Raw genomic sequence first — 9,565 nt, forward strand, 5'->3', positions numbered from 1 at the left:
TCCGGGAACCGGGACCGAAACCGCAACCCGGCCCGCACCCCCCACCCGACCGACAGCGCAGAACGCAGTACAGACAGCAACCGCAGCCCGTGGCCGATCGAGCCGTCACGGGCTGCTTGCCTTAGAGGGCCCCGGCCCCGGCCCCCGCCCGTCCGGCCCCCGGTCCGGCCCCCGCTCCAGCCCCGCTCCACCGCCGCCCCTGCCCTTCCTGCCATCCTGTCCGCCCCTTGCCGGAGCCGAGGACGGCGACCGCAGACCTCCAAGAGGCCCCCGCCATGCCGATATTCGTGACACCGAAGCCGATCCGCGCCACCGTCGAACTGGACGTGGGCAACGTCTGGATCATCGCGAGCGAGCGCAGCGACACCATCGTCGACGTCCGGCCCTTCGACTCCGCCGACCCCCGCGACGCGTCGGCCGCCGACCAGACCCGCATCGACTACGCGGCCGGCAAGCTCGTGGTGAGTGTTCCGAAGGCCCGTGACCGCTCCCGGGCCGGCGGCGCGGTCGCCATCGTGATCCACCTGCCGGCCGGATCGACCGTGTACGGGGACGGGGTGGCCGCCGACTTCCGCTGTGACGGGCAGTTGGGGGAGTGCCGGCTCACCAACGACTGCGGCCACATCCGGCTCGCCCGGACCGGCGCCCTGCACGTCACCTCCGGCCTCGGCAACGTCACCGTGGACCGGGCGGAGGGCGACGTCGAGGTGACGGCCGACTGCGGCGACGTACGCATCCACTCGATCGACGGCACGGCGGCCGTCCGCCGCAGCAAGGGCGACACCCTGCTCGGCGAAGTCACCGGCGACACCGGCGTGTTCACCGAGAGCGGCGACATCCACATCGGCCGGACCCACGCCGCGGTCGAGGCGCGGACCTCCCAGGGAGACGTCCGGATCGACGAGACCCTCCACGGGCCGCTGGTCCTGGAGACGGCCTCCGGCCAGCTCGAGGTCGGCATCGCCGACGGCACCGCCACCCAGCTGGACCTCGACGCCCGCTCCGGCACCGTCTACCGGTCCCTGGACCTCTTCGACAACCTGCTCGGCACCCCCGAGGAGGTCGTCCAGGTCCACGCGCGCACGGTCATCGGCGACATCGTGGTCCGCCGCTCCGTCCTCGGCCTGGGCCTCGACGACTGGCCGTGACCCGCCGCCCCTCCCGCGCCGCCCCTCCCGCGCCGCCCCCGTTCCCACGAATCCCGCGTCTGCCACCGGCAGGCGCGGTTTCCTTTTGCCCTTTCGACCACCGGGCGGCGACCGGGGGCAGGAGCCCGCCGCCGTGCACCGCCGGCTCGCGGCCTTCCCCCGCCCGGCCTAGCCTGGTCGAGGGGGAAGCCGAGGCCGCATCCGGCGCTCGCAAAGGATGAGAACCATGGCCACACACCACCTACGGAGCACGGGCCGCGCCCTGACCTGCTGCGCCGCCGCACTGGCCGGCTCCCTGTGGGGGCTCACCGGCCCGGCCGGGGCCGCCCAGGCGGCGCCGGTGGCCGAGGGCACCTACTACCAGATCATCGCCCGGCACTCGGGCAAGTGCCTGGACGTCGCCCACGCCAGCACCGATCACGCGGCGGACGTCATCCAGGGGAACTGCTCCGGCGGCCGGAACCAGCAGTGGCGGGTGGAGGCGCAGGGAGACGGCCTCTTCGAGATCCAGGCCCGGCACTCCGGGAAGTGCCTGGACGTCGCCCACGCGAGCCGCGCCCACGCCGCGGACGTCATCCAGGGCACCTGCCTCGGCGGCAAGAACCAGTTCTGGTGGTTCAAGTCGGTGCCGGGTGAAGGCCGTCTGGCCGACGGCCCCGACGGCGCGGTGCCGTCGACCGGCCAGAACGTGAAGATCGTCGCCGAGCACTCCGGCCTGGTCCTCGACGTCGCCCACGGCAGCATCGCCCACGCGGCCAACGTCCTCCAGGCCAACCCCTGGGACCCGGGCTTCAACCAGCAGTGGCGCTTCGTCCCCGTCCGCTGACCCCGCCACACACCGAGCAGCCCACGGGCAACGCACCGACCCCCCGGCCGGTTGGACCGGGGGGCCGGGGGGTCGGTGTGCTCGCCACGGGGGAGGGGCGAGCGGGTCAGAAGAACTCGATCAGAAGGACCGGAGGCTTCAGAGGGACTTGCCCTTGGCCGCCAGGTCGTTGCGGAGGGCGGCGGCGGTCGCGGTGAGGGTGGCCTGGGCGGCGTCCAGCTGCTCCTCGGTCAGCTCGTGTTGCTGAGCACCGTCGCGGACCTCCTCCTCGAAGCGCTCCAGCATCCGCTTCAGCCGGCGCTGCGCGTCCTTCCCGTCCTTCGGCTTGTTGCCGCCCCACTGCAGGCCGCTCTGGATCCGGTTGTCGATGTCCTCCTGGATCCTGGCCTGGAACTCCTCGCCGGTGTACTGCTCGCGGTAGGACTCCGTCAGCTGCTCCTTGAGCTGCTCGGCCTGCTCCTTCGCCTGAGCGTTCATCCCGGTCACCTGTGCCTTCGTGTCGTTGCGGATGTCTCGTACTGCCTGCTTGAGGGACTTGCCGAGCGCGGGGCGTGCCTTGGCCTTCGCGGGCGTGAGGTGCCCGGACAGCTCCGCGATCGTCGGGTGCTGGAAGAGCAGCCGGATCGACACTTCCACTCCCAGGGTCCTGCGCATGCGACCGATGATCCTGGTCGCCTTGAGGGAGTTACAGCCGAGGGAGAAGACGTTGTCATCTATGCCGACCCGCTCCACCCCGAGCACCTCGGCGAACACCTCGCAGAGCGCCTCCTCCTGAGGGGTGCGGCCCTTGCGGTGGCCGCCGGCCGCGGCGGTGTCGGCGCCCGGCTCGGGCAGGGCCGCCCGGTCCACGGTGCCGTCCGCCGTCAGGGGCAGCTCCTCGAGCGTGACCACGGCGGCCGGCACCATGTGGTCCGGCAGCTGCCGCGCCGCGAACTCGCGCAGCTGCTCCGGGTCCGGGGCCGCCGCCGCGCCGCCGGCCCGCAGCGGTACGACGTACCCGACGAGCTGGTCGTCGCCGCCGGTGCCGCCCGCCGCGCGGACGGCGACCGCCGCCTGCGACACCGCGGGGTGCGCGGCCAGCACGGCCTCGACCTCCTCCGTACGGAACCGGCGGCCGCGGATCTTCGCCTGCGGGCCCTCGGCGCCGACGAACTCCAGCCTGCCGTCGCGGTCCCAGCGCGCCAGGTCGCCGGTGCGGAACATCCGGGCCCCGGCCGGGCCGAACGGGTCGGGCAGGAAATGCCCGGCGGTCAGGGCACCTCGGCCGTGGTAGCCGCGGGCCACCTCGCCGCCGACGTACAGCCTTCCCGTCACCCCGGCCGGTACCGGCGCCAGCGACTCGTTGAGCACGTAGAGCCGGAGGCCGTCGAGCGGCGCACCGAGCGGCAGGACACCGGTGGTTCCCCCGTCCCCGTCCGGGGCGGTGAACACGGTGGCGCGGACGGCTCCGGCCGGAGCGTAGCTGCCGACCACCCGGACGCCCGGGATCGCCGTGCGGACCCGCTGCACGAACGAGGCGAGCAACGTGTCACCGGTGAGGACCACGGTGTCCGCCCGGAACGCGCCGGTGGCCCGGTTCAGCAGGCCGGCGAAGAACGGCGCGGCCGTGCTGATCACGTCGCCGGTCCAACCGCCCTGCACAGCGAGGGCCTTGGCGTCCGGGACCACCTCGACGCAGGCGCCCCCGCCCAGTGCGGCGAGGATCTCGAAGGCCACCGCGTCGCCGTGCGGCGAGGCCGCCAGCAGTCGCGTGCCGGGCTTCAGACCGGCCTCGGCCGCGAACCCCGCCACCCCGTGGACCAGGGCGCCGTGGCTGACAGCGACCCCGGCCGGGGCGCCGTCGACCTGCGGCGTACGGCGCAGCCAGGCCAGCTGCTGGGGGTCCGGGGCGGGAGCCGGGAAGGCCTCCCCGCCGGCCGGGACGGCGTACGGGGCGTCGACGTCCGCCGGGGTGAGCACCAGGCCGGCGCCCGCCTCGGCCGGTGCCGGGCCGCGCTGTCCGTTCCGGCCGTCCTGGCCGGCGTCGACCAGGACGAACGCGGCACCCGACTTCAGGGTGGCCAGCAGGGCCACCGCCAGCCGGGCGGAGCGCGGCAGGGCGAGCCCGACCACGGACTCCGGGCCGGCGCCGAGCCGGACCAGCTGCCGGGCCAGCCCGTCGGCCCGGCGGTTCAGCTCCCGGTAGGTCAGCGAGACCCCGTCGCAGACCACCGCGACCGCGTCCGGGTGGGTGGACGCATGCCGCTCGACCAGCGCCGGCAGGGTGTCCCCGGCGAGGGCCCCGGCGGCCACCGCCTCGCGGTAGCCGCTGATGATGCGCTCGCGCTCGGCGTCCAGCAGTACGTCGACCGAGTCCACCCGCCGGGTCGGCTCGGCCAGGAGCTGCCGGAGCACCGCGTGGAGCCGCTCCGCGATGTCGCCGACGGCGTCCTCGGCGAACAGGTTCCGGTGGTACTGAAGGGTCAGCCGGAGGTGCGGCTCGGTCTCGACGATCAGGGCGAGCGGATAGTTCGCGGCACCCTCGGCACGGATGCCGGTCACCTCGATGCCCGCCGCCGCGGTCGCCTCCGCGATGCCCACGTGGTCCACCGGGTACGACTGGAACGCCACCAGGGTGTCGAACAGGGTGTCCAGACCGGTGGCCTGGTGGATCTCGACCAGGCTGTGGTGGTGGTGGTCCAGGAGCCCGGCCTGCCGGTTCTGCAGGTCGGCCAGCAGCTCGGCGAGGGTGTCGCCCGGGGCGCAGCGGACGCGCACCGGAAGGGTGTTGATGAACAGACCGACCATGGACTCCACGCCCGGCAGCGCGGCCGGACGGCCGGAGACCGTCGCCCCGAACACCACGTCCCGGCGGCCGGTGAGCTCACCGAGCAGCACCGCCCAGGCGCCCTGCACCAGGGTGTTCACGGTGACACCCAGCTCGGAGGCCTGCCGGAACAGGCGGCGGGACTCCTCCTCGGACAGTCCGATGCCGGCGGTCCCGGCCCCGGAGGCCTGCGCCCGGGGCGCGGTGGCCGGAACCAGCAGGGTCGGCTCGTCGACCCCGGCGAGCTCCTCGGCCCAGGCCTTGGCGGTCTCCTCGCGGTCCTGCCGGTCAAGCCAGGCCAGGAACTCGCGGAAGTCGCGGACCCGGGGGAGCCCGGAGGCGTCCCCGCCGGAGGCGTACAGCCGCAGCAGGTCCTGCATCAGGATCGGCTCGGACCAGCCGTCGATCAGTACGTGATGGGTGGTGAGGACCAGCTCGTGGCGGTCCTCTCCGAGCTGCACCAGGGTCAGGCGCAGCAGCGGGGGTGCGGTGCGGTCGAAGTGCCGGGCGTAGTCCTGTTCGAGGAATCGCCCGAAGGCCGCGTCGCGCTCGGCAGGGGCCAGACCGGTCAGGTCGACCTCCTGCCAGGGAAGCTCCACACCGTCCACCACGAGCTGGACGAGGTTGTCGTCAGCGCCGGGAACGAAGGCCACGCGAAGGTTGGCGTACCGGTCGAGAAGGGCCTGGCCGGCCGCCCGCATGCGGGCGGCGTCGACCGGGCCGGACAGGTGGAACACCGTCTGCATCTGGTAGGCGTCGTAGCCGGTGTCGTTGAGGGTCGACTCGAAGAGGATGCCGGACTGCAGGGCGGTCAGCGGCCACACGTCCGACAGTCCGGGGTAGCGCTGCTGCCAGGTCCGGAACTCCGCGGAGTCCGGCGAGGCCAGCGGCGCGGAACCGGCCGCCTCCGCCGCCGGGTCCGTGCCCGTGGCGACCGCGGCGAGCGCGGCGACCGTACGGGACTGCAGGATCTGGCGCGGGGTCACCTCCAGGCCGCGGGCGCGGGCCCGGGTGACGACCTGGATGGCGCGGATGCTGTCGCCGCCGACGGCCAGGAAGTCGTCGTCGATACCGACCCGGTCGGCGCCGAGGACCTCGGCGAACACCGCGGCCAGGACCTCCTCCTCGGTGGTCCGCGGCGCCCGGTACACGGCGGTGGTGAACTCCGGCTCGGGCAGGCCCTTGCGGTCCAGCTTGCCGTTCGGGGTGAGCGGCAGCCGGTCCAGGGTGACGACCGCGGCGGGCACCATGTACTCCGGCAGCCGGCCGGCGGCCGCCCGCAGCAGCGCATCCGTGTCGAGGGCGGGGGCGGCACCGGTGTCGTCGGCGGCCTCCGGCACCACGTAGGCGACGAGCCGGTTGGAGTGGGCGACGACCACGCTCTGCCGCACGGCCGGGTGGGAGCGCAGCACGCTCTCGATCTCGCCGAGCTCCACCCGCAGACCGTGGATCTTCACCTGGAAGTCGGCGCGGCCCAGCAGCTCGATGAGCCCGTCGGGGCCGAACCGGGCGACGTCACCGGTCCGGTACAGGCGCTCGGCGACCTCGCCGTACGACCACTCGATGAACCGTTCGGCGGTGCGCTCGGGCTGGTTCAGGTAGCCGCGGGCCAGGCCGATGCCGGCCAGGTACAGCTCGCCGGGGACGCCCGGCGGGACCGGCTGGAGGGCCTCGTCGAGGATGTAGGTGCGCTGGTTGGCCATCGGGCGGCCGTACGGGATGCTCGTCCAGTCCGGGTCGACCTTCTCCACCTCGAAGAGGGTGGAGTGGATCGAGGACTCGGTGGCCCCGCCCATCACGATGAACCGCAGGCCGGGGGCGAACACCCGGACCCGCTCGGCCAGCGGGACCGGTACCCAGTCGCCGCCGAGGAGGGCCAGGCGCAGCCGGGGCAGCTGCTCGGCGGAGGTCTGCTCCAGCTGGTCGGCCAGCAGGCCCAGCAGGGCCGGGGCGGAGTTCCAGACGGTCACGCCTTCGGCGGCGGCCAGCTCGGCCCAGTGCACGGGGTCCTTGGTGCGGCCGGCGTCGGGGATGATCACCGTACCGCCGGCGATGGTGAGGCCCAGGAACTCGTAGACCGACATGTCGAAGCTGGGCGAGGACAGGGCCAGGACGGAGTCCCCGGGGCCCACCTCGTAGCGGGAGTTCAGGTCCGCGATGTTGTTCAGGACGCCCAGGTGCCGCAGCGCGATCGGCTTCGGGGCACCGGTCGATCCGGACGTGTGGATGATGTAGCAGAGGTGCTCGGGTCCGGCGACGGGCTCCGGGTCGTGCTCGGGCCGGGCGGCCAGGACGTCGGCGTCCCGGTCGAGCAGCACCAGCGGGGGGCTCTGCTCGTCACGCTCCGGCAGGTTCGAGGTCAGCGCCTCGCGGCTGATCATCACGGCGCAGGAGGTGCCGTTGACCATGATGGCGATCCGGTCGGCCGGGTAGTCCGGGTCCAGCGGGACGTAGGCACCGCCGGCCTTGAGGACGGCCAGCTCGGCGACCAGCAGGTTCGGGGAGCGGTCCAGGCACAGGCCGACCCGCACGTCCGGGCCGACGCCCAGGGAACGCAGGTGGTGGGCCAGGCGGTTGGCGGCCGCGTTGATCTCCCGGTAGGTGAGCCGCTCGCTGCCGTGGACGAGGGCGATGGCCTCGGGGGCGCGCTCCGCCCGGGCCTCGAAGGCCGCGTGCAGGGTGCCGTGGGCGGGCAGCGGGGTCTCGGTGCGGTTCCACTCGACGAGCGTGCGGTGCAGCTCCGGGCCGGTGAGCAGGCGCAGCCGGCTGACGGGCTGCTCCGGGGAGGCCAGGGCGTCGAAGAGGAGGGTGCGGTAGTGGTCGAGCAGGCGGACCGCGGTGTCGCGGTCGAAGAGCGCGGCGTCGTAGTGGAGTTCCAGTGACTCGCCGCGGACCAGCAGCTGGAGCTCGTACGGGGCGTGGTCCCGGGCGGGGGCGCCGTCGGCGGCGAAGGCGACGACGGGGGCTTCGGTGCCGGCGGGGGACCCGGGAGCGCCGGCCGCGGCCAGCTCCTGCAGGGTCGCCTCTCCGTCGACGGGGAAGCGGGTCTCGCCGTCCGGGCCGGCCAGGGCGATCCGGTCCTGGCCCGTGTAGCGGAAGAGCAGTGCGGCGAAGGCGGCGGCCAGTACGTCGCCCGGAACGGTCTCGGCGGTGTGGGCCGGGACCTCGATCGAGGAGTGCACCACGGCCGAGCACCGGGGCGCCGCGTCCGGGAGGCGCGGGCGGTCCGTCGGCGCGAGGACCGGCGGCCAGACCTCCTGGGAGGCGTCGTGGGTACGGTCGTGGATCATGGTCCGACTCCGATCAGTGATGTGCCGACGCTGACGCTGATGCTGCTGGGGCTCTCGATGGGCAGGGGGTGCCGGGCGCAGAGCCACCGCACCTCCTCACGGATCGTGGCGACCAGTGCGGGGTCGATCCGGTACTCGGTGTCCGTCAGGGCGGTGGTGGCCTTGAGGACGGTGTGCAGCAGGTGCGCGCACTCGCGCATCTGCTCGGGGCCCATGCCGCGCTGGGCGAGGATGTTGGTGCCCAGGCGCAGACCGCTGGTGACCAGCGGCGGCTTGGTGTCGCCGGGGATGCGGTTGCGGTTCGCGAGGATCCCGCACTCCTCCAGGGCCCGTTCGGCGATCACGCCGGTCAGGCCGACGTCGGTGGTGTCCAGCAGGACGATGTGGTTGTCGGTGCCGCCGGTGAGGATCCGGTAGCCGAGGGCGGACAGTTCGCCGGCGAGCGAGGAGGCGCTCTCGACGATCAGCCGGGCCGTCTCCCGGAAGCCGGGGCCGGCCGCCACCTCGAAGGCACGGGCCTTGGCGGCGATCGACGCGGGGCTGGGAGTTCCCTGGGACTGGGGGAAGACCGCCCGCTGGATCAGCCGGCCGAGCGGGGTGCGGCCGTCGGGCCCGGGCGTCTTGTACTCGCGCCCGCTCAGGATGAGTCCGCCGCGGGGGCCGCCCAGCTGCTTGTAGGTGCTCATGGTGGTGATGTGGGCGACGTCGATGGGGCTGGGGTGCTGCCCGGCGGCGACCAGGCCCGCGATGTGGGAGATGTCCGCGAGCAGGTACGCCCCGACCTTGTCGGCGATGGCCCGGAAGCGGGCGAAGTCGACGGTGCGCGGGTAGGCGCTCGCCCCGGCGATGATGACCTTGGGCCGGTGCTCCAGGGTCAGGGCTTCGACCTGGGCGTAGTCGATGCGGCCGGCCCGGTCCAGGCCGTAGTGGACCGCGTGGTAGTGGCGTCCGGTCACCGAGGCCTTCGAGCCGTGGGTGAGGTGCCCGCCGGCGTCGAGGTCGAGACCGAGGATCGTGCCGCCCGGCGGGACCAGCGCGGCCAGGACCGCGAGGTTCGCCGAGGAGCAGGAGTGCGGCTGCACGTTGGCGTACTGGGCGCCGAACAGCTGCTTGGCCCGCTCCACCGCCAGGTTCTCGATCCGGTCGAACTGCTGTGCGCCGGGGTGGTAGCGCGCTCCCGGGTAGCCCTCGGCGGTCACGTTGGACAGGGCCGCGCCGCCGGCCGCGAGGACCGAGGGGTCCGCGATGCTCGCGGAGGCGATCATCGCGAGGGTCGTGTTCTGCTGGGCCACCTCCGCGTCCAGCAGGGCTGCGAGCTCGGGATCGGCGTCCTGGAGGGAGTCCATTCCGATGCGCAGCAGTTCTGCCTGCTCACCGCCCACTACTAGCTGACGTGCCATCACCATTACCTCATCTCGCGCGCTCGGCGCCTTGAAGGGATATAACTGCCCGTTGCTTCTGGACTGTTGATCTACTGCGTTCCGTTGGTGTCAGG

The 9,565-nt window shown here is 73.5% G+C and carries 4 protein-coding genes; 2 read left to right on the plus strand and 2 right to left on the minus strand.

Going from position 1 to position 9,565, the window contains the following annotated elements; genetic code table 11:
• Positions 1-275: 275 nt before the first annotated feature.
• Together AB0447_RS36030 and AB0447_RS36035 are read left to right on the plus strand one after the other, a co-directional pair.
• Complete coding sequence (locus AB0447_RS36030) at positions 276-1,148, plus strand: DUF4097 family beta strand repeat-containing protein (RefSeq protein ID WP_366481188.1); 873 nt, start codon at positions 276-278, stop codon at positions 1,146-1,148.
• Between the two features lie 226 nt (positions 1,149-1,374).
• Positions 1,375-1,974, plus strand: coding sequence for an RICIN domain-containing protein (locus AB0447_RS36035; protein ID WP_366481189.1), 600 nt, complete (start codon positions 1,375-1,377; stop codon positions 1,972-1,974).
• Between the two features lie 138 nt (positions 1,975-2,112).
• Here AB0447_RS36035 and AB0447_RS36040 read toward each other — a convergent pair whose 3' ends face one another.
• Both AB0447_RS36040 and glyA read right to left on the minus strand, forming a co-directional pair.
• The gene (locus AB0447_RS36040) at positions 2,113-8,070 is read right to left on the minus strand and encodes an amino acid adenylation domain-containing protein (RefSeq protein WP_366481190.1); all 5,958 of its coding nucleotides are present in this window, start codon (positions 8,068-8,070) and stop codon (positions 2,113-2,115) included.
• On the minus strand, positions 8,067-9,476 hold the full coding sequence (glyA, locus tag AB0447_RS36045) for a serine hydroxymethyltransferase (protein ID WP_366481191.1): 1,410 nt from the start codon (positions 9,474-9,476) through the stop codon (positions 8,067-8,069). The genes AB0447_RS36040 and glyA overlap by 4 nt, the downstream gene beginning before the upstream one ends.
• Between the last annotated feature and the right edge of the window lie 89 nt (positions 9,477-9,565).

Source organism: Streptomyces sp. NPDC051211 (genome assembly GCF_040689505.1).
Taxonomy (GTDB): domain Bacteria; phylum Actinomycetota; class Actinomycetes; order Streptomycetales; family Streptomycetaceae; genus Streptomyces.